The organism is Staphylococcus equorum, assembly GCF_001747895.1.
Lineage (GTDB): Bacteria > Bacillota > Bacilli > Staphylococcales > Staphylococcaceae > Staphylococcus > Staphylococcus equorum_A.
In genome coordinates this window covers 1-22,417 of record NZ_LNNB01000009.1, presented here as the reverse complement: position 1 = coordinate 22,417, position 22,417 = coordinate 1, and the positions used below count along the sequence as shown (strand labels likewise).

Annotated in this window: 17 protein-coding genes and 1 pseudogene; 4 read left to right on the top strand and 14 right to left on the bottom strand. The window is 32.9% G+C overall.

Annotated elements, in window-relative coordinates; translation table 11 throughout:
• The first annotated feature begins 119 nt into the window (after positions 1–119).
• A complete protein-coding gene (locus AST02_RS01975; RefSeq protein WP_069815360.1) occupies positions 120–1,031 on the top strand; it encodes a biosynthetic peptidoglycan transglycosylase in 912 nt (303 codons plus the stop codon).
• A gap of 115 nt (positions 1,032–1,146) precedes the next feature.
• Here AST02_RS01975 and AST02_RS01970 read toward each other — a convergent pair whose 3' ends face one another.
• Together AST02_RS01970 and acsA are read right to left on the bottom strand one after the other, a co-directional pair.
• Positions 1,147–2,814 (bottom strand): formate--tetrahydrofolate ligase, encoded by a 1,668-nt coding sequence (locus tag AST02_RS01970; RefSeq protein ID WP_069815358.1) that lies wholly within the window; start codon positions 2,812–2,814, stop codon positions 1,147–1,149.
• A gap of 367 nt (positions 2,815–3,181) precedes the next feature.
• A complete protein-coding gene (gene acsA, locus AST02_RS01965; protein ID WP_046465579.1) occupies positions 3,182–4,891 on the bottom strand; it encodes an acetate--CoA ligase in 1,710 nt (569 codons plus the stop codon).
• Between the two features lie 182 nt (positions 4,892–5,073).
• On the opposite strand from acsA, the gene AST02_RS01960 reads away from it, so the two are divergent.
• Both AST02_RS01960 and AST02_RS01955 read left to right on the top strand, forming a co-directional pair.
• Positions 5,074–5,706, top strand: coding sequence for an acetoin dehydrogenase (locus AST02_RS01960; RefSeq protein WP_069815356.1), 633 nt, complete (start codon positions 5,074–5,076; stop codon positions 5,704–5,706).
• Positions 5,707–5,719: 13 nt separating this feature from the next.
• A complete protein-coding gene (locus tag AST02_RS01955) occupies positions 5,720–6,874 on the top strand; it encodes an acetoin utilization protein AcuC (RefSeq protein ID WP_069815354.1) in 1,155 nt (384 codons plus the stop codon).
• A 145-nt stretch (positions 6,875–7,019) separates the two neighbouring features.
• Here AST02_RS01955 and ccpA read toward each other — a convergent pair whose 3' ends face one another.
• From ccpA to AST02_RS01905, 10 genes are all read right to left on the bottom strand, one after another.
• Positions 7,020–8,009 carry a catabolite control protein A gene (ccpA, locus tag AST02_RS01950; protein WP_069815352.1) on the bottom strand — a complete coding sequence of 330 codons (990 nt, stop codon included), beginning with the start codon at positions 8,007–8,009 and terminating at the stop codon, positions 7,020–7,022.
• 414 nt (positions 8,010–8,423) lie between these two features.
• Entirely contained in the window at positions 8,424–9,515 is a 1,092-nt protein-coding gene (locus AST02_RS01945; protein ID WP_002507320.1) for a bifunctional 3-deoxy-7-phosphoheptulonate synthase/chorismate mutase, read from the bottom strand.
• Positions 9,516–10,210: 695 nt separating this feature from the next.
• Positions 10,211–11,710, bottom strand: coding sequence for a hypothetical protein (locus tag AST02_RS01940; protein WP_069815350.1), 1,500 nt, complete (start codon positions 11,708–11,710; stop codon positions 10,211–10,213).
• Positions 11,711–11,791: 81 nt separating this feature from the next.
• A complete protein-coding gene (locus AST02_RS01935) occupies positions 11,792–12,286 on the bottom strand; it encodes a DUF948 domain-containing protein (RefSeq protein WP_046465584.1) in 495 nt (164 codons plus the stop codon).
• Between the two features lie 70 nt (positions 12,287–12,356).
• On the bottom strand, positions 12,357–13,670 hold the full coding sequence (murC, locus tag AST02_RS01930) for a UDP-N-acetylmuramate--L-alanine ligase (RefSeq protein WP_046465585.1): 1,314 nt from the start codon (positions 13,668–13,670) through the stop codon (positions 12,357–12,359).
• A 22-nt stretch (positions 13,671–13,692) separates the two neighbouring features.
• Positions 13,693–17,463 (bottom strand): DNA translocase FtsK, encoded by a 3,771-nt coding sequence (locus AST02_RS01925; RefSeq protein WP_069815349.1) that lies wholly within the window; start codon positions 17,461–17,463, stop codon positions 13,693–13,695.
• 17 nt (positions 17,464–17,480) lie between these two features.
• Positions 17,481–18,080, bottom strand: a complete 600-nt coding sequence (gene ytpR, locus AST02_RS01920; protein WP_069815347.1) for a YtpR family tRNA-binding protein — start codon at positions 18,078–18,080, stop codon at positions 17,481–17,483.
• A gap of 13 nt (positions 18,081–18,093) precedes the next feature.
• Entirely contained in the window at positions 18,094–18,957 is an 864-nt protein-coding gene (locus tag AST02_RS01915) for a DUF1444 domain-containing protein (RefSeq protein WP_046465588.1), read from the bottom strand.
• A 129-nt stretch (positions 18,958–19,086) separates the two neighbouring features.
• Entirely contained in the window at positions 19,087–19,395 is a 309-nt protein-coding gene (locus AST02_RS01910; RefSeq protein WP_069815346.1) for a thioredoxin family protein, read from the bottom strand.
• A 19-nt stretch (positions 19,396–19,414) separates the two neighbouring features.
• Positions 19,415–20,458 (bottom strand): M42 family metallopeptidase, encoded by a 1,044-nt coding sequence (locus AST02_RS01905; protein ID WP_370736901.1) that lies wholly within the window; start codon positions 20,456–20,458, stop codon positions 19,415–19,417.
• A gap of 115 nt (positions 20,459–20,573) precedes the next feature.
• Between AST02_RS01905 and AST02_RS01900 the strand changes: the two genes are divergently transcribed.
• A complete protein-coding gene (locus tag AST02_RS01900) occupies positions 20,574–20,894 on the top strand; it encodes a hypothetical protein (RefSeq protein WP_046465591.1) in 321 nt (106 codons plus the stop codon).
• Positions 20,895–21,055: 161 nt separating this feature from the next.
• Here the strand turns inward: AST02_RS01900 and AST02_RS01895 are convergent, their stop codons facing one another.
• Together AST02_RS01895 and AST02_RS14490 are read right to left on the bottom strand one after the other, a co-directional pair.
• The gene (locus tag AST02_RS01895; protein ID WP_069816470.1) at positions 21,056–21,883 is read right to left on the bottom strand and encodes a YtnP family quorum-quenching lactonase; all 828 of its coding nucleotides are present in this window, start codon (positions 21,881–21,883) and stop codon (positions 21,056–21,058) included.
• A 91-nt stretch (positions 21,884–21,974) separates the two neighbouring features.
• Positions 21,975–22,333: pseudogene (locus AST02_RS14490) on the bottom strand (IS5/IS1182 family transposase); the annotation flags it as partial.
• Positions 22,334–22,417: the final 84 nt, after the last annotated feature.

Below are 22,417 nucleotides of genomic sequence, written 5' to 3'. Positions count from 1 at the left end.
TATGTTACTTCTCCTTTATCCAAAAACGATATCGAATTGATGTTAATTATAAGTAACTCTATTTTAAAAGTCAATATCAAATGTTATGTTATAATATTGCATACGTAAGGAGGTCAGACATGGAAAATCAAACACATGAAAATAATGTTCACAATCATTTACATAACTCTAAATTCTCTAAATTTGAAATTATCTATAAAAAATTAAAGCATCTTTTCATTGGCTTGTTTGCAATTTTCGCATGTACCTTTATTATTTTATTAGCCATATCGGTATTTTACTTCCAAAGTTTGACTGATGAATCTGTAAACATGTCAGATAACGAATTACGTACTAAATTGCTGAACATTGCTGGTAGTCAAGATATAAATTATAACAATAAACATATTTTAACAGAATACAATGGATCAACAAATTCACTTATCGTAGGACCAAAACATGTGAATAGCAACGTGATAAAGGCGTTAACTTCTTCAGAAGACAGCTTGTTTTTCTATCATAATGGTATTTTACCAAAGGCTATTATTCGAGCTGTTGGGCAAGATATATTTAATACAGAAGCTGCAACTGGAGGTAGTACCATCACACAACAACTCGTAAAAAATCAATTACTGACAAACGAAAAAACATATCATCGCAAAGCTAATGAACTCATCCTATCTATGCGAACTGAAAAGATTTTAACCAAAGATGAAATTATCTATACTTATTTAAATATCGTGCCTTTTGGACGTGATTATAATGGCACTGATATCTCAGGTATCGCTTCAGCATCCTACAGTTTATTTGGAAAAGCAGCTACAAACTTAAATATTGCTGAATCAGCCTATCTGATTGGACTTTTACAAAGCCCTTATTATTACACCCCTTATGAAACAGATGGTTCACTCAAATCTGACGCTCAAATACAAATTGGTTTGGATCGCCAACACTATGTGCTCAAACGGATGTTAGTTGAAGGTGAAATTACCACTTATGATTTTAAAAAAGCTGAAAAATACAATATCAAACAACATTTAATGACAAAATAAAGTGTCTAGTTCATAAACTTCTCTAACAATTAAAAAAATAGCTGTGAAGAAATCTATCGTTATAGATTTCCTTACAGCTATTTTTAATATGTTTGTATTATATAATAGTTAAAATTTAGAATAGACCAATTGCATGTCCATCATCAGTAACATCCATGTTTAATGCTGCTGGTTTTTTAGGAAGTCCAGGCATAGTCATGATTGCTCCAGTTAATGCAACAATAAATCCTGCGCCAGTTTTAGCTTCTAATTCACGAATAGTGATTTCAAAACCTTCAGGTGCGCCTAATTGTGTTGCATCATCCGAGAATGAATACTGTGTTTTAGCCATACAAACCGGATAATTATCCCAGCCGTTTTCTTTAAATTGTTTAAGTTGTTTTTGTGCTTTGCTGCTAAATGTAACTTTTGAGCCACCATAAATTTCTTTAACAATTGTTTCAATTTTTTCTTCAAGTGGTAAATCTAATTCGTATAAATGTTTGAAGTCTTGTGGTTCATCAAGTACCTCTAGCACTTCATTCGCTAAATCGATACCGCCCTTACCACCTTTTTCCCAAACTTCAGTTAAAGCAAGTCTCACACCGTTCTCTTTTGCCCATTGTTGTACATATTGTGTTTCTTCTTCAGTATCATGTACGAACGCGTTCAACGCAACTACAGGTTCTAAACCATATTTTTTAACGTTTTTAACGTGGCGTTCTAAGTTCACGATGCCTTTTTTAACCGCTTCAACATTTTCTTCTTTTAAGTTGTCTTTAGCTACACCGCCATGCATTTTAAGCGCACGAACTGTCGCAACTACTACAACTGCTGAAGGTTCAAATCCTGCTTCACGTGCTTTAATATCTATGAATTTTTCAGCACCTAAATCTGAGCCGAAGCCAGCTTCAGTTACAACAATATCTGCTAAGTCTCTTGCAGTTTCTGTTGCTAAAATTGAATTACAACCATGTGCAATATTAGCAAATGGCCCACCATGTACGAGGGCTGGTGTGCCTTCAATTGTTTGTACTAAGTTTGGTTTAATTGCATCTTTAAGAATCATCGCTAATGCGCCTTCTACTTTTAAGTCAGCTACAGTAACAGGTTTACGTGATCTAGTATAACCTACAGTAATTCTACTGATTTTCGCTTTTAAATCATTAAGGTCATTAGATAAACAAAGAATTGCCATTATTTCAGAAGCAACGGTAATATTAAAACCATCCTCTCTTGGAACCCCTTGCGTTGGTCCACCTAAACCTACATTTACATTACGTAATGCACGGTCATTCATGTCTAAAACACGTTTCCATTCAATACGTCTTTGATCGATTTCTAATTCATTACCTTGATGCATATGATTATCAATAAATGCTGACAGTGCATTATTTGCAGTAGTGATTGCGTGGAAGTCACCATTGAAGTGTAGATTTATATCTTCCATTGGTAATACTTGTGCATAGCCACCACCAGTTGCCCCACCTTTTATTCCGAAAATAGGACCTAAAGCTGGTTCACGTAACGCTACCATGACGCTTTTTTTAAGTTCGTTGAATGCATCTGCTAACCCAACTGTAACTGTTGATTTACCTTCACCTGCTGGCGTTGGACTCATAGCAGTAACTAATACTACTTTCCCCTTACCATTTTTTTGTTGAACTTGATTAATATCAATCTTAGCTTTATAGTGCCCGTATGGTTCTAATGCATCTGCGGGGATGCCCGCCTGCTTAGCAATATCTCCAATCGGTTTTAATGTTGATTGATTTGCTATATCTAAATCAGATAAGTGTGCCAAATTCATTCGCCCCTTCTTAAATAAATTTTAAATCAATACATATATTTCCCATATATACTACTGATAAAAATAAATCCTTACATATTAATATTAACTAACTTATGTTGTGTTGTCGATTAATAGAGATAGCGCTTTCAAAATAATAAGTGAATATATTCACCTTATGTGACCTATGTTACGCTTAAATTGTTATTTTACACCAAAAACTCCCTGAATATCATCATAATCTTTAGTGTGTAGCATAAAGCACATACTTAAAGTTGATAATATAAAGGAAGTATAAAATAGCTTGTGTTATTTTATATTGGAAATACAGGTTAAATATTTATGATTAAACTAAGTAAAATAAAACTACTTTTTTGTTTAATTAGTCTTCCATTGTACTTAAATCGCCTTCAGGTAAATCAAGTTCCCAAGCTTTAAGGACACGACGCATAATTTTACCAGAACGTGTTTTAGGAAGTTTTTCTTTAAATTCTATTTCGCGTGGTGCAGCGTGTGCGGCTAAACCTTCTTTAACAAATACGCGAATTTCTTCTTTCAGTTCATCTGAAGCTTCATACTCTGGGCGTAAAGCAACAAATGCTTTAATAATTTCTCCTCTTACTGGATCTGGTTTACCAATCACACCTGCTTCTGCAACCGATTCATGTTCTACTAGTTTCGATTCTACTTCAAAAGGACCTACACGTTCGCCTGCCGTCATGATAACGTCATCTACACGACCTTGGAACCAATAATAGCCATCTTCATCTTTGTAAGCAGAGTCTCCAGAAACATACCAATCACCAATAAAGTATGAATCATATTTTTCAGGATTTTTCCAAATAGAAACCATCATAGATGGCCATCCTTTTTTAATTGCAAGGTTGCCCATTCGATTTGGTGGCAACTCGTTACCTTGATCATCAACAATAGATGCTTCTATACCTGGTAACGGTTTACCCATGGATCCTAATTTAACATCCATAGATGGATAGTTAACGATCATATGGCCCCCTGTTTCAGTCATCCACCACGTATCTAAGACACGTTTACCAAAGACATCTTTTGACCATTTAATAACTTCAGGATTAAGCGGCTCACCTACAGATAAGATACTTTTTAGTGATGATAAATCGTATTTGTCGATAATATCATCGCCGGCACTCATCAACATTCTTAATGCAGTTGGCGCCGTGTACCATATTGTAACTTTATATTCTTCAATCATGCCGTACCAAGCTTCAGGTGAGAATCTACCTCCAACGATACAATTTGTCACACCATTTAACCAAGGACTGAAAATACCATATGAAGTACCTGTCACCCAGCCCGGATCAGCTGTACACCAATATACATCGTCTTCTTTAAAATCTAGTACATATTTACCAGAAATATAATGAACGAGCATTGCTTTTTGAGCATGTAATACACCTTTAGGTTGGCCTGTTGAACCTGAAGTATAATGCAATATCAAACCGTCATCTAAGTTTAACCATTCTGTTTCAAATTGGTCACTCGCATTTTTAAATTCACTATTAAAGTCAACATATTCACTGTCTACTTCCTCATCTACGACTACAATCGTTTCTAAATGTGGTAATTTATCTTTAGGAATACGTGGCAATAATGCATTCGTTGTCACAATCACTTTCGCTTCACTATTTTCTAAACGATCTGCAACAGCTTTTTCCATAAATGCTTCAAATAACGGTCCTACAATTGCACCTATTTTTAATATTCCAAATAAAGCAAAATAAAGTTCTGGTGTTCTAGGCATAAATACAAAAACACGATCACCTTTCTCAATGTTTGCTTTATCTTTTAATACATTTGCAGCTTTATTAGAATTTGATTTCATTTCTTCAAAAGTATAACTTTCTTTACGCTTATCATCTTTATAATGTAATGCGATTTTTTCACCATTACCTTCATCCACATGGCGGTCAATACATTCATGTGCCATATTGATCTTACCAGTTTCTGACCATGAAAATGCTTTTTCTATTTCTTTCCAGTCAAAATTTGCGTATTCTTTTTCATAGTCTTGTAGGTTAAAATTTCCATTTTCCCCTTTATATACTTCTACTTTCATTTTGAATCCCCCTCTTAATGAAATCGCTTGCTTAAAAATTATTATAACTAACATTGTCAAAATTTTCAAAATAATAGTGTGTAAACGAATACATTATTGTGTTATTTTAAACTTTTTTAACTTATAATAGAGTTATATTAGATTGTTTACTGTATGCGTATGCGGTAGTTTGGAGTGAAAAAATGGAACATATAAAAACATATCAATCTCAAACTTATCATTTGGAGCAAGGAACATTTGTGATAGAAGGTCCTGTTTCAAGAAATAACCTTGAATCTATGACATTTGATGATGGGCTCTTTGCATTTCGCCCACCTGCGGATCAATTTGAAGCCATAAAAGAAATTAGTGAATTAGAAGAAGGCAGAATTTTTGTACTGCGTAATTCTCAGCATATTATTGGCTATGTCACTTATCATTATCCAGACCCATTAGAACGTTGGTCTAGTGGTAATTTGGAATACTTAATAGAATTAGGCGCTATAGAGTTAAGCCTAGCTTATCGTGATTTACATTTAGGCAGTGAACTTATCAAAGTCAGTTTAGCAGCTGATGAATATGAAGATTACATTGTGTTAACTACTGAATATTATTGGCATTGGGATTTGAAAAATTCTGGGCTTGATGTATATGAATATAAAAAATTAATGCAGAAATTGATGGGTTATGGGGGCCTTGAAGTATTTGCAACAGATGATCCAGAAATTACAAGTCATCCTGCTAATTGTCTTATGGCAAGAATTGGTTCAAGAATTTCTATAGAACAATTACAAGCATTTGATGACATTCGATTCATGAATCGCTTTTTCTTTTAAAGGGGAGAAACATATGAGTAATATGCAACAATCAACGGGCTTTGTCTATTCTAATGAAATACTGCAATATCGTTTTAGTAATAGCCATCCATTTAATCAAATGAGATTAAAATTAACAACAGAATTATTAACAGATTTAGGATATTTAAAATCACATCATATTATTAAACCACGTATAGCTAACGATACCGAATTATCACTAATTCATTCTCATGATTATATTCAAGCGATCAGACGTGCTTCACATGGTATTTTAAGTGACAATGAAGCTAAGAAGTATGGATTAGATGGCGATGATACCCTACAATTTAGAATGATGCATAAGCACAGTGCACGCATTGTGGGTGGCGCATTGAATTTAGCTGATCACATCATGGATGATACAATCACCAATGGTTGCCATTTAGGTGGCGGTTTACATCATAGCCTACCAGGCCGTGCAAATGGTTTTTGTATTTATAATGATGTTGCAGTTACAATCGCCTATCTCATACAGAAATATGGGCAACGCGTGATATGTATTGATACAGATGCACATCATGGTGATGGGACCCAATGGAGTTTTTATACAAATGATCAAGCCTTAATTTATTCGATACATGAAACTGGAAAATTTCTTTTCCCTGGTTCTGGACGTTACACAGAACGTGGTAGCGAACAAGGTTTTGGCTATACAGTAAATATTCCACTTGAACCTTATACAGAAGATGATTCATTTCTGGAAATATTTAAAGAAACGATAGAGCCTATAGTAGCTTCATTTAAACCAGATATCATTGTGAGTGTGCATGGTGTTGATATTCACTACTTAGATCCACTCACGCATTTAAACTGTACGCTTGAATCACTATATCAAATTCCATATATCATTAAAGATTTAGCAGATAAATACACAAATGGTAAAGTATTAATGTTTGGTGGTGGCGGCTATAATATTTGGAAAGTTGTCCCACGTGCTTGGAGCCACGTTTTTTTAGCTTTAATCGGAGAAAAACCACAAACTGGTCGTTTGCCTGATAAATGGTTAACAAAATGGCAACAATACGCACCTTGCGAACTACCACAAACTTGGACCGATGAAAAAACTGACTATCACATCATACCTAGACAAAAAGAAATTACGGAAACCAATTTAAAATATGCTAAACAAGTGCTGAGTTGGTTTTAAATAAATCTACATCACATATACTGAGTTAAATCTTTAATTTAAATAAAAAACGAAATTCTTAATTAATAAGAATTTCGTTTTTTGTATTTCATTATAGTTTAATAACATTGATTGTTAATTATACTTTGCTATATCTACAAAAATTTTATTTTGTAGTACCTCTATACTCAACTCTATGAGGTAAAATCACATTAGGCTCGTCGATTTCTTCATCATTCATATATTTAGTAAGAAGTCTCATACCCACTGCCCCAATATCGTATAACGGTTGGATTACACTAGATAATTGAGGTCTTACCATTTCAACAAGTCTAGTATTGTTAAAACTTACAATTTGTAATGACTCTGGAACATTAATCCCTGCATCTTGAGCAGCATGAACTAGGCCAATTGCTTGTTCATCACTGATTGATAAAATTGCATCTGGCTTAGCAGATTTCAAAGCATCAAATGCACGTAGACCATCTTTATACGTTTCATTACCATTAAAAATCAATCCTTCATTTAATGAAAGTTTATGCTCTTCTAAGACGTCTTTTAATCCTACTAGCACATCTTCTTGTGCTTTTTTAGAATAATCGCCGCCCACAAAAGCAAACGTTTTTGCACCGTTTTCGATTAATTGATTTGTAATTTGTTTAGCTGCTGATTTGAAATCAATATTTACAGATGAAATACCTTCATCTTTACCATTTGTACCTGAAACTACTACAGGAACTGATGTTTTATTAATCAATTCTTTGATTTCTTCTGAAATTGTTCCACCTAAGAAAATAATACCATCTACTTGTTTACTTAATAGGTTGTTAAATATTTCTTTTTCTTTACTTGGATCATTATCAGAATTTGAAATAATTGAATGGTATTTATACATTGTTGCTATATCTTCTAACCCTCGAGCAAGTTGCGAATAATAGACATTTGAAATATCTGGAATAATAACTCCTACTGTTGTTGTTCGTTTACTAGCTAATCCTCTTGCTACTGCGTTTGGACGGTAGTTCAATTTATTAATAACATCGTTTACTTTATCACGTGTTTCGGGTTTAACATTTTGATTACCATTAACAACACGTGAGACAGTTGCCATAGATACTCTTGCTTCTCTAGCTACATCATATATAGTTACAGTCATAATTTCCTCCTTGAAAGCGATTTCTTTATTATTATACTCTGTTTTCATAACATTTTCAAAGTTTACCATATTTTCACTAAATGTAAAATAGTTTTGTTTTGAATGTCATAATTATGTCATTTTATAAAATTATAAACCTACTAAATGTATTATATTTCTTATTTTCAGTGAAAACAAACCTTTTTCGTTTAAATTTTTATGTTTTTCATTAAAATCAAGTGTAATTTGATGATTCATCATTTATTTTATATTTTATATTTAAATATGCTATTCAGTTAGCACGTCATTCCAAAGCATGAGCATTTTATAAATTACCACAATATGCTTCATTCATTTCAAAAATAGTATAAAGACACAAAAAACCCCTATTACAATTACTAATCAAGTAGTAACGTAACAAGGGCTTTATATATCTTATTTTAATTGTTTGTTATTGTACATATCAGCTAATGGTCTAATTTCATTATAGAAATTCTCGAATTCATCGAAATCCATTTGTTGACCACTATCGCTTAATGCAACTGATGGATCAGGGTGGACTTCAGCCATGATGCCATCTGCGCCTACTGCTAAGCCAGCTTTAGCTGTTGGTAACATGATATCTTTACGTCCTGTACTGTGTGTAACGTCAACCATTACTGGTAAGTGTGTACCTTGTTTTAAAATAGGTACTGCAGAAATATCTAATGTGTTTCTTGTTGCTTTTTCGTAAGTACGGATACCGCGTTCACATAGAATAATGTTTTCATTACCTTGAGAAGCAATGTATTCTGCTGCAAAGATAAATTCTTCAATTGTTGCAGATAAACCACGTTTTAATAATACTGGTTTATTTGAACGACCTGCTTCTTTTAATAATTCAAAGTTTTGCATATTACGTGCACCAATTTGGAATACATCTAAATAATCATCTGCTACTTCAAAATCTGCAGGATTTACAATTTCACTAACTACATTCAGGCCGTATTTGTCTTTAGTATTTTTAAGAATCTTAAGACCTTCAACACCTAATCCTTGGAAATCATATGGAGATGTACGCGGTTTGAAAGCACCACCTCTAATGAATTTTTCGCCTCTAGCTTGTAAATTAGCTGCAACTGCATCAACTTGTTCTTGAGATTCAACTGAACATGGTCCAAATACGAATGATTTATTACCACTTCCAATAATGCCCCCATTATCGAATTGTACTATTGTATCTTCTGGTTTTAATTTTCTTGATACATATAAATGTTTTTCATTTTCAGATTTTTGTAAATCAGTAGAGGCTTTAAAAATTTCCTTGAATAATTGTTTAATCACATTATCGTTAAATGGACCTTCATTTTTATCTAATAGTTTGTTAATCATTTCTTTTTCACGTTGAGGATCGTACACTGCTGTACCCTGCTTACGTTTTTCCTCACCAATGTTTTGTGCTATTTTTCCTCTTTTAGATAAAAGATTTAAAATTTCTTCATTAATATCAACAATCTCGCTTCTGAATTCTTGTAATTTATCTGTCATTTTATTCACCTCTATGAAAAATTTAAAATCGATATTTTATTCTGCTTTAAAGCGATAAAATATTTGTTAAACGTAATTCTAACAATAACTACTTATAAGTTCAAGTAATGATTGTTAAAATTTCACTTTCTGTAAGTGAATATCCCTAATGGTAACTGAATTTTCAGTCATTTACCAGTAATATTTTACACTATTCTTTCATTTTCTATAATTTATTAACTTAAGTTTCATTTAATTCAATTTATTGTCATATAAATGCTGAATTGTACTTTCTAAATGATGATTTACTCAAACATTTATTAAATAAATACATTGTTTATCTCATAATTATTTTTGCTTTAAAAAGCACTAAAAAAGGGTTGTCATTAATTTTAAGCGTCCATTATAAATTTTTAAAGCACATTGTACGTTGAGGCATCAAAATGTAGCTATATCGTCTAATCAATCAAATATATGCAATAAAGTATTTGTAGGCATTCTAGATGACTTAAATAACGTTCTAGATGCATCATAGTTATTTGTGTAAGTATAATACTTCAAAATAGCAACATAATCGTTTTAAGCGACACAATGAGTATAATAAATTCTAATTCGTCTTACACTTAACCTGACCTAGCTAATAAAAAGTATAAATTAAAAAGGAATCGAACAAAACATGTTCGATTCCTTTTATTATATTTCAGTTTTAGTAATGATTAATCATTAAAAGTTCTTTTGTCTATTTTACTTTGAGATTTTTCTGATTTTTTCAACTGCGATCTGTTTTTAGAGTAAGTTGGCTCATTATGTCCATCTTTACTTTGTCGTGCCTCACTATCGTCTGTTGTTTTATCAGTCTCTACTTCATCATGCACAAGGATGCCATCTTTAAATGATGATGTCTTATCTGTTGCATTAGTAGTGGCTGCGTTCTGTTGCCCTTCACTTGCACTTTGGTTGCTAACATCAGTTTCTGTTTCATCATGCACAAGGATACCATCTTTAAATGATGATGTTTTATCTGTTGCATTTGTAGTAGCTTCGCTCTGTTGTGCTTTGTTTGCAGTTTGATTACTAAGACCAGTTTCTGCTTCATTATGAACAATAATACCATCTTTGAAACTTACAGTTTTATGTGTCTGTTTTACACGTTGTTCTGCTTTTTCTGGTTTTGCAATCGTATTACTTTTATTTTTGTCTGCAGAGTTTTCTACTTTATCAGTTGATTCTACCGCATGACCAACTTTAGGTGTTACTAAATTAGGCACATCTTTTTTTGTGCTTTGTTTAGGTGTTTCTGGTTTTAATAAACTTGCTGTGTTTTCTGCAACTTTATTATCGTCATTTAAAGCTTTGTTTTTATTTTTAGCTGCTAACGCTAATCCAGATGCTGTGACAGTACCTGCTAAAGCGCCTGCTTTCAAATGATTATTATTTTTACTTTCATCTTCTTTTGAGTCTTTAGTAACTAAGTTAGGCGCATCTTTTTGATTATCACCTCTCGCTGTTTCTTCAGATTTCAAAAGATTATCAGTGTTTTCTGCAACTTGTGAATCATTATTTAATGATTGTTTTTTATCCTGTGCAACTTTAGCTAAACTACTTGCTGCTATTGCACCACCTGTTGCTGCAGCTGCAGTTTTTGCACCTTTATTATTTGAAGATGTAGTAGTGGAATCAGCTAAGTTATTATCTGCTGCTTCTTCTTTAATAGCATTCTGTTGCGCACTGACCTCGTCCTCAGTCGGTTCTGAATTAGGATCAATATGTGTTGTTGTATCGTCACTCTGATCCAAATTATTATCATCTTGTAGATCTTGCGCTTGTGGTGACGTATCTGCTAAATTGTTGTCTGAAGTTTCTTGCTGAATCGCCGCTTTTTGAGCAGCTAGTTCAGAATCTGTTACTTCAGTATCTTTGCTTTGCGCATCTGCGACTGTAGATTTAATACTATCTACTTGTTGTTCAGCATCTGCTTGTTCGCTTTCAGACTGCTCAATAATACTAGATTTAAAACGTGATTCATCTTCAGAATCAACTTGAGATTTATCTTTAGTGCGTGACTTGCTTATAGAAATTAACCCTACAGCTGAACCAATAAATGCACCGATTAGAAATCCGTAAACAAACTCATTTCTGGCACCTTTAGTAAAATATTCTGGCACTTCATAACTTTCTACATTTCTTTCGTAATTATCACGGTTATAGTACTTCATAATTGAATGCCTCCTATAACAAATGCACTTAAATAAGTTTCATACCTCATTTAAGTGCATTTGTTTGTTTAAATATACGAATTATTTATTATCTACACGTGTAGTATAGCTATGATTAGAATCATCTGCTACACTGCTCGCTTTATAATTTGCACTATCTCTACGATTTCTTCTGTTTTGCCATTTGTCAGCAACTTCCATTGCTACATTTGACCATTGAACTACTTGAGAAATTTTATCTTCATTTTGAGAAATATTGTGCGTGATTGAGTTTGTAACTCTATCAACTGAACCATTTAACGTTTGAGCTGATTCACCGATGCCTTTCACTGCATCAACTACAGAATTCAAACGATCTGATTTGTCTTGGATATCTTCAGTTAAGCGATTTGCTTTATGAAGTAAGTCCGTAGATTCACGTGTAATACCTTGAATTTGTCCTTCAACACCATCAAGAGTTTTTGCAACGTGATCTAAGTTTTTCTTAACTGAAAGTAAAATTACAACGATACCAATTACTAAAATAAGAAAAGCAACCGCCGCAATAATACCAGCTATAGGTAAAATCCATTCCATTTAAAACGCCTCCTATTAATCATATGTTGTTATTTAATATAAATACCCAAATCATTTTAACATAAACATATTAAAATGAGGTAGTAACACCCATTTCTTTCATATAAGCACGTTGAATCTTTTGAATATCGCCCGCACCCATAAATAAAATAACTGCATCACTATATTGTTCTAACGCATTCACAGTAGTTTCATCAATTAATGTCGCATTATCAATTCTTTGGAGTAAATCTTGAATTGTTAAATTACCAGTATTTTCTCTTATTGAACCAAAAATTTCACATAAGAAAGTTTTATCTGCTAAATTTAAACTTTCAGCAAAATCATCTAAGAATGCTTGTGTTCGACTAAAAGTATGAGGCTGGAATACAGTTACAACTTCTTTATTCGGATATTTCTTTCTAGCTGTCTCAATTGTAGCACTAATTTCTCTAGGATGGTGTGCATAATCGTCAACTAATACTTGTTTTCCCACTTTTGTCTCATTAAATCTTCTTTTTACGCCACCAAATGTTTCTAAGGCTTCTTTTATATTATTTACATCCAAACTTTCAAGATAGCTCACTGTAATTACAGCAAGTCCATTTAATATATTATGATCACCAAATTGTGGAGATAAGAACGTATCATAATATTCATTTTTAATGTATACATCAAATTTAGTTCCATTTTCACTAATTTGTAGGTTATCCGCATATACATCATCATTTTTTGAAAACCCATAATAATATACTGGAACATCTGCTTCTATCTTACGTAAATGATCATCATCACCCCACGCAATAATTGCTTTTTTAACATTATGTGCCATTTCTTGGAAAGCACTAAATACATCTTCAACATCTTTAAAGTAATCAGGGTGATCAAAATCAATGTTAGTCATAATAGCATAATCAGGATGATAGCTTAGGAAATGTCTACGGTATTCACAAGCTTCGAATGCGAAATAATCACTTGCAGGAATACCTAAACCAGTGCCATCTCCAATTAAAAATGATGTCTTTTTATCCCCATTCATCACATGTGACAATAAACCAGTTGTAGATGTTTTACCATGTGCACCTGTTACAGCTACAGATGTATACTGACTGATAACATGACCTAAAAAATCGTGATAGCGTATGACATCTAGTTTTAATTCATTCGCTTTAACAACTTCTTCGTGTGAATTTGGAAATGCGTTACCTTGAACAATAACCATGTCTTCTTTTATATTGTTTTCATCAAAAGGTAATATTTGAATACCTTTATTTTGTAATGCTACCTCTGTAAAAACATAATTATTTATATCTGAACCTTGTACTTCATTTCCAAGATCATGCATTATTTGTGCTAATGAACTCATGCCGGCGCCTTTTATGCCGACAAAATGATAATGTGTCATTGTAACACTCCTTTATCTCTATTTAATTCTCATTCAAATCTGATTCTGTAATGTATACATCTCTTGGTTTTGAACCATTTGCTCCAGAAACATAACCTAATTGTTCTAATTGGTCTACAATTCTCGCTGCACGATTATAACCGATTTGGAAATGGCGTTGTACTAATGAAGTAGAAATATGACCTTCTTTCAACATAAAACTACATACATCATCGAATAAACTATCCTGAGGTTGTGCTTCCGTTTTTTTCAATAATTCTTTTTCTTCAAATAAATATTCTGGATCTCTTTGTTGTTTTATAAAATCAACAACATCGTCTATTTCATCATCCGATACAAACGTGCCTTGAACACGTATCGGTTTATTCATACCACTGCCTAAATAAAGCATATCTCCATAACCTAACAAGCGTTCAGCGCCGCCACTATCTAAAATGGTTCTTGAATCAACGCTAGATGATACCATAAATGCAATTCTTGTAGGTATGTTTGCCTTAATTAAACCTGTAATGACATTTACTGATGGACGTTGTGTTGCTACTAACATATGAATCCCACATGCACGGGCTTTTTGAGCAATACGCGCGATAGATTGTTCTACTTCTTGTGGCGCCATCATCATTAAATCAGCTAATTCATCTATTACTATAACAATTTTTGGCATTCTATCTTCGTAAGTTGCTTTCTTATTAAAAGCAGTAATATTTCTTACGTGATATTTTGCGAACACTTTATAACGACGTTCCATTTCTTCTACAGCCCATTTTAAGCTTTGTGTCGCCGCTTTTACGTCAGTAATAACAGGCGCTACCAGATGTGGTAAATCATTATATGGTGCCAATTCTACCATTTTAGGATCAATAAGTAATAATTTTAGCTCTTCTGGATGATTTTTATATAATAATGACATTAAAATACTATTTATGCACACAGATTTACCTGAACCAGTTGCACCAGCTATAAGTGCGTGTGGGGTTTTAGATATATCCATTAGTAGAGGTTCGTTATTAATTCTAAGCCCCATAGCAACAGTTAATTTAGACTCTGCATTTTTAAACGTAGGATCTTCAATAATTGAACGTAAATTGACTGTGGTAGCGTTCTGATTAGGAACTTCTATACCTACAAGGCTAGTACCAGGGATTGGTGCTTCTATACGAATATCTTTAGCTGCAAGTGCCATTTTAATGTCGTCTTGCAATGCAGTGATTCGAGAAACTTTGACACCTTTTTCTACTGATAATTCAAAACGTGTGACACTTGGACCTTCAGTAACGTTTTGAACTTCAGCGGGTACATTAAAATAATAAAACGCATCATTAAGTTCTTGTTTTTTATCTTCAATCCAAGCGTTATCAATTTCATGTTGTTTAGGTTCTTCTAATAAATCTAAGTTAGGCAACTTAATATTAGGACCTCTTCTAATTGTTGGCTTACCACTGTCGTCCGTTGTCTTGTTAGCGTCTAATTGATTGTGTGCCATCTCGGGTTTTAATTTCGGCTCTTGATTTTGTGTTATTGGTGACGCCTGTTCATTATTAATTTCAGTTTTCTTATGCTCTGCATGTTGAGCGGAGCCAACTGAAGATGGATTTATTTCATCGTCATGTTTTTCTGACGTTCCATGATTGATAGATTGTTCGCTATGATTTGATGTATCCATCGAAGTTGATGGATGTTCTGTTATTTCGGGCGTTGATGTCAGATTTTGCTCTTGTTGCTCTAGTCCAACTGTTTCATCTTTAACTACGCTTTCAGTACCAAGATCATTAGATTCAATTTCTTTACTTTCATTTTGTGATGATTGTGATGTGTTACTTGAATTTGTAAAATGCTGATTACTATTCTTAGGTTTTTTAGCATCCATCATACGTTTTTTGTCAGAAGGTGTCATAACAACATTAAATGGCTTGCTACCTTTTCTAATTGATGTTTGATTGCTACTTGTAGCTGCTTCACTTGATTCAGTTGTTTCATTTTTTAGTACACTTGATTGCGTACTACTAGGATTAAGCTGTGTTTCTTGATCAACCACTTCATCTTCGATTTCAAATTGGTCTGTATCAGATTGCTCTGTATTGTATTGTGATGAATCTTGTTGTACTTCAGCTATTTCATTAGATACAGATTCCGATGACATCTCTGATTCTGACGGTTGTGTCATATCTTGAGCACTATTTAGTTCTGTTTCAGTCGCTAACTCCTGATCTTCACAATGTATTTCGCTCTCGCCCTCAGATATAATACTATCCGCTTCTGTTAATTCATTTTGTGGGCTTGTCACTTCTCTATATTGAGCGTCTGATATATCTTCATTATCTTCTATTTCTACATAAAGATTTTCATCAGAAATATTTTCATTATTATCTTCAACTGTATTTAAAGTATCATCGTTTGAAATAGTTGTTTCGACATCATCATTTAATGATTTGTACTCAGTTGATGCATGATTTTCAATGTCACTATCAGGCGATTCTGATTCTAAATCTGCATCTACATTTACGTATTCATCATTAATTGTATGTACATCACGCACATGATCTAAATCAATTTCTTCATAATTAAATGGTGATGTAGCGCCTAAGCTGCTTTCATCCTCATTTTGTTGACTATCATCGGATAGTTGAGCGTCTTGAATCGATGCTTCTGTTTGATGTTCAGAAACATTTTTATTTTTGCTCTCTTCGTCTAAAGAGCTTTCTCCAATAAAATGGTGTGCTTGTTTGGCATACATTTCATCTATTGCTTTTTGTATGCTGTCTTCGTTATTATCTTGGTTTTCTTGACGTTTTTGTTGCAACGCTTTTTTGAATTGGCGTTTTTGAAGTACTTTACGTTCACGTTCTCTTCGAATTTCTTCTACGATTTGTGATGCGTAAATATTTTCAATATTAATTGTATTGTTTACTTTAGGTTGTTCATTTGAAGATTGCTGCTTTTGTTCAGAAGGTTGTTGTGGCTGTTCATTATCTTCTTCCACTTGTGCTTCTAAATGGTCATTGTCTTCAAAGGAATATGGTTGCTTATTATCAACTTGTAAATTTTCGTCGTCTGTTGCATCATTTGATGGTTCTACAAATTGGTCATTATAAATTTTAGTGTCATGTATTTCAGATGATTCCTGTGCTAGAGTTTGTGATTGTGTTTTGTTATCTTCATCATTTGAAACTTGCTCGCTATTTCCGTTTTCAGTTTCGTCTGAAGGTTTTATAACACCGTTTTCCAGCGGGTGTGGCTTTTGAGTACCAAATATTGCAGATGGCACTTCACTCGCTTTAAAATCACTCTCATGATACATAGGTATGTCTCTTTTAGTTTTCTTAGAAGCATTTGCACGTAAAACATCAGTTTGTATTCTCATTCGTTGACCTTTATGAGATTTTGGTTCTCGTTTTGGTTCTGAATATGTTTCTTTTTGTGACGGCTGATTTTCTGTTTGTGTATTAACATCATTAGAAGCTGTCTTATCATACATATGTCTACGTCTTCTCTGCTTATGATTAGCATTTATTGAGTCTGAAGCATGACGGTCACTATGTTGTTGATTACCATAATCTGAACTATCTTTTGAAATTGAATCTTCTTCTGGATGCTTGGCTTCATTCGCTTCTTCTAAAATACGCATTGGAAACCTGAATTTTCCTTTGGGTCTTTCATAAACATCATTGTTCTGAGGAAGTAATGAATCTTGTTCTTCTTGTTGTGTAGCTTTTTGACGTCGTTGGTTTCTTTTACTAAGATAATCTTCTGTAGAATCATTATCTTCTCCAAATAACTTGTCGAACCAGCTCATTCGTACATTACCTCCTTTTATTCTTCAAAAAATGCTTGGCCAACTGTATAATCATCAGATAAGACCATAATCCCTTTTTCTTGAGGTGCATTGGGTAAGTCAAGTTCCTTCATAGAACAAATCATACCACTTGAAGCTACACCTCTTAGCTCAGCATCTTTAATAACCATACCACTTGGCATTACAGCGCCTACTTTAGCCACTACTACTTTTTGTCCAGCATCTATATTAGCTGCACCACAAACTATCTGTAACTTTTCAGTACTTACATCAACACTAAGCACACTTAATTTATCAGCATCTGGGTGCTTTTCTTTAGTTTCAACATAGCCTACAACAAACTTAGGAGATAAATCTGCCTTTAATTTAAATGTAAATCCAGCATCTTCAATGGCTTTTTGAAATTCATTAACTAATGTTTCAGTTAACTTAACATGTCCATTTCCACTTATAGTTGATTTTTCTGATACATTAAAAATGTTATAACCTACAACTTGTGATTCACTTTTAATTTCAACAACATCACCTTTATACTCATAGTTGAACTCACCGCTAGCTGGTTCAACTTGTAAAAATGCAACGTCTCCTACTGCTTCTTTATTATAAAATAAATTCATATCTATATACTCCTTATTTCTTATCTTTATTTTCGTATTGTTTTCTTGTTGCTTCTAATCTTTGTATCACGTTAGGATCTCTTTTTTGTTTGTTATTTTTTCCTAAGATGAAAATAGGCTCAAAATGGCCTTTGTCGTAACCTAATGATAATGATGTGATAGGCACTAAGCCTTTTGTAAAGAATTCCATAGTTAAATGTGCCATTACATCATAACCCGTTTTATTACGGATATCTGCAATAATCAAGACATCTTGATGTGGCACTGCAACTAACATTTCTCCTTCACATTGGTCTTGTATTTCATTTAAAAATGTTGTATTTAAGATTCTACTCGCATCATAGCCATCGTTAGAGTTAATAAAGTAAAATATATTGCCTTTTACTTCATCTGTAGTATATTTATTTTCTAATTTTCGCACATTAAATAAAGCCATTTCTTTTAATTGTTGCTTAGATAACTTCATTGACTCTAACATTTTTTCATCCATAAGACGATATGATTTCCCTAGATCAACTACATAGTAAATATTTGTTTCTGCAGTGTGTTCTTCTATAACAAATGCATTACCATCTTTATCTTTTTTATCAAAGCTTGGGGATCTCAGTACTGGCATGATTTGAGCACTATTAACCTCTGATAGCCCCTCCCCTTTCATTTGTTCAATTGCTTCTTCTACATAATATACAATTTCATCTACTATATTTTCTTTTTGTTCTTTATATTTAGCTACTATCGTAGCAACTTTAACAGTGACACCTTTGCCATTGTCTACTCTAGATATACGTAGCGTTTCATCTTCACGATTAAAAGTAAACTTTACTTCTGGTTTGCTTAATCGATCTTTTAATTTATCTCTCATTTGAAAGACATTCATTGTTAACACTCCTATTTACGTGCCTTATTATAGTTTACAATAAATACACCCTTAGGAACAGAAAAAATGTAAGTTCTAAGGGTATATATTTTTATATTTCAACATTAATTATTTACAAAGTAAAATTTTTTATAAAGAAGCTAAAAAGTTATCAATTTGTTCAATGGATTTTCTTTCTTTTCCAATATAACTACCGATTTGTGAGCCATTACGAAAAACTAAGAAACTTGGTATACCCATAATTCCATTTTCCACACAAATATCTATAAATTTATCTCTATCAACTGAGATGAATTTGTAATTAGTATATTTTTCCTCTAACTGCGGTAATTCAGGTTCAATCACTTTACAATCAGGACACCAATCAGCCGTAAATAAAAATACTGTTTGCTCGTTTTTAAGTTGATCAAATTGTTGTTCAGTTTCTAATTGTTGCATCCAATCACTCCTTAGTGTGTTATTTATATTGTAATTCTTCAATTTTAGAATCATCTAATTGAGTTGTAGCTTGTGTTAATAATGCTCTTGCAGCTTCGTAATCTCTTATATCAAACACTGCATTTGTACTATGGATATATCGTGAACAAACTCCAATTACTGCGGTTGGGATACCGATTTTTGCTTTGTGGATTTCTCCACCATCAGTGCCACCAGGTGAAATATAATATTGATGCTTAATTTTAAATTGATCAGCTAAATCTAATAGGTAATCTCTAAAAATTGGTTTAAGTAGCATCGTACCATCTTTAATTCTAATTAATGTGCCAGCACCTAATTCTCCAGATAAATTCTGTTTACCTTTCATATCATTAGCTGGTGAACAGTCTACTACAAAGGCCACATCAGGGTCTATCAATTCAGCAGACGCTTTAGCTCCTCTTAAACCAACTTCTTCTTGGACATTAGCACCTACATATAAGTCATAGCCAAGCTCTACATCTTTTAATAATTCCAATAATTCAATGCCAAGCAGACAACCATAACGATTGTCCCAAGCCTTACTTGAGAAACGATGCTCTGATAATTGTGTGAACGGTGTTTCTGGAACAATTGAATCACCAATTTCAATGCCACGTTTTCTTACCTCTTTTGGATTTTCACAGCCAATATCTAAAAGTAAATCTTCTATTTTAGGTGCACCTTCATTACCTGTCCTAAAATGTTTAGGTATATTTGCCACCACGCCGATAATTTCTTCATTTTTACGCGATTTTACTTTAAGACGTTGACCTTGCCAAATATCTGTAGCAACGCCACCCAAATTTGTAAATTGTATCATACCGTTTTCTGTAATATTTGTAATCATAAAGCCAATTTCATCCATGTGAGCAGCCACCATTACACGCTTTGGATTCTTTACTTTCGAACGTTTAACACCGTAAATGCCACCCATGCGATTATAAACAAACTCATCTACAAATGGTTCTAATTCTGATTTAAGGTATGCTTTTACATCATCTTCAAAACCAGGTGCCCCATGTAATTCTGTTAATGTTTTCATTCTAGCTAATGTTTTATTATTGTCTATATTCAATGTCTCTCACTCCTTACTATTTATTATATCATCTTCATTATGGTAAACTATAAATATGACTTTATTGGAGGTAGATTGTGTTATGTTAAATAAAAAGAATTGGCTTATCATCTTATTTATTTCACTAACAACAATTGTCGGAGCGACTTATTTTTATAAACGTCAAAAAGATCTACAATATCACGATCCAGATAAAATTATTACTGAAGTAAGAACATACTTTATGAATGTTGTAGGATCTTATATATTGAATGAACCGATTACGTATAAAAAATCCGATGATAATTTTATTGTTTTTCAAGGTGGTATTACCACACAAAACAATAAAACATTAACATATTATGACTTTTTTGCAGATGCAAAAAGTGGAGAAGTTATAGATATTATTGAATGTGAATCATAAAAGGTTAAAGTTTTGAACATGTAATGTATCAATCGCTCAAAGCACTGATAAACATTACAAGACAAGAGATAAAGGTTTACACTGTATAGACACAAGGACCACACCCATCCGTTTCTAAAACAGTGATTATCCATATCTCTTCGTTCATAACTTTAACCTTTTTAATTTCTCGAAATATAAGTTTCTATTTCATTCAATTTATTCTTATCAAATTTCACAGCAAAGTAATTAGCATCATGATAGTATAAGAACCAATAATCTTGCATAATATAGTTTGGAATTAAACGTTCTTTCTCTCTTATGGATTGCATAGGATAGTCATCATATGCTGTTACCCACAATGGATTTCTATGAGCCAGTGTCGGGAAGATGTCTCCCATGTGCACTGCTTTTTCTCCTTCACTTTCTATTGTGACTACTGAATGTCCATAACTATGTCCTCCAGTATGACGAATTTGAATGCCAGGATATATTTCTATTTCTTTCTCAAAAAGCATTAATTTATTTTTAAAATCTCCATTATTTTTCTGCCAGTAAGTCGATTTACTACGTATATTTGGACTTTGGAACTCATGCCATTCGTCTTGTTGAATGACATGGATTGCATTACTGAAAATAGCGTGCCCATCGTTATCCGTTAGCCCAGCTGCATGGTCAAAATGAAGATGAGTCATTAATACATAATCAATATCCTCTAGTGTTAGATTTAATGCTTTTAAATCATTTTCCATATCACTCTCATAATGGACACCAAATATTTTACGTTCTTTATCAGTTAATTTTCCCACACCAACACCAGTATCAACAACAATATTTTTGTCCTCAGTTTGGATAAGTATCGGATGCGTCGGTAATGGGATTTGATTTTTTTCGTTTACTTCATATTTCTTTGTCCATAATGCTTTAGGTACAACGCCAAACATTGCGCCCCCATCAATATGAGTAATACCCCCATTTAAATAATGTACTTTATAATTACCTAATTTCATCATTTAATTCCTCCTCATCTTTCATTTAACAACGTCAATTACTTACTATAGTAATACAATACATTTACTACGTAAAATAAAGGAAATGAAGTGAGTTATTTTTAATACATTGATTTCTTAATAAACACCCGTTATAACTATCACTTTCGTACAGTTTGAAATCTCTTCTAAAACCCTATTCATCTTTTCTATAAGCATACCTTATAAAAGGTAATCTACAATTATTCGGACAAATAAGTTCATCGTTAACCTCATCGTATGGCCAGTTTTGTGTATTAAACTTGTCGTTTTTATATTTCTTTTTTGTTCTTTGATTAACATTCCATATGTAATTAAAGTTGTTTTACCAAAATCATCTAGAATAGATGAATAATTTGGTTCACTTCCATAGCCTACAGCAACGTTATATACAGGAATGTCATCATGATAATTTTTAATGTACTCTAAAAAGGTTTAATTGTACCGATTTTGTAAAGCGCTGACGCCTAGGGGAATAGTAGGAGTCTGTAAAAAAAATAATATCTCAACTCTATT